At 54.2% G+C, this 354-nt stretch carries 1 protein-coding gene; it reads left to right on the top strand.

What is annotated here, in order from left to right; translation table 11 throughout:
• Window positions 1–18: 18 nt before the first annotated feature.
• The coding region (locus D4A39_RS19545; protein ID WP_199699522.1) for a hypothetical protein at window positions 19–354 on the top strand (336 nt) is incomplete at its 3' end.

Below are 354 nucleotides of genomic sequence, written 5' to 3'. Positions count from 1 at the left end.
AAGATGGTGGAAGGCAAAATGGAGAAACATCCGGTAATTGACTACCAGTCAGGTTCTTTGCGAGATGACTTCGACTTTGGAAGCCTCTGGTGCATCAAGGCACAGGCGCTGGCCGACTACATCGCCCAACCCGACCGCGAAGAGTATCAGTTTGCCGCCCTCTACGACCTCCGTCTCTATCTGAGCCGTGTGGGCGAAATTTTCCATCTCAACGAATTCCTCTATTCAGAAGCCGAACTCGACACCCGTAAGAGCGGCGAGAAGCAGTTTGACTATGTAAACCCGCGCAACCGCGAGGTGCAGATTGAGATGGAAAAGGCATGCACCCAGCATCTGGGCAAGGTGGGCGCCCTG

This window comes from Alcanivorax profundi (assembly GCF_003597125.1).
Lineage (GTDB): Bacteria > Pseudomonadota > Gammaproteobacteria > Pseudomonadales > Alcanivoracaceae > Alcanivorax > Alcanivorax profundi.
This window is presented reverse-complemented; position numbering and strand designations above follow the sequence as displayed.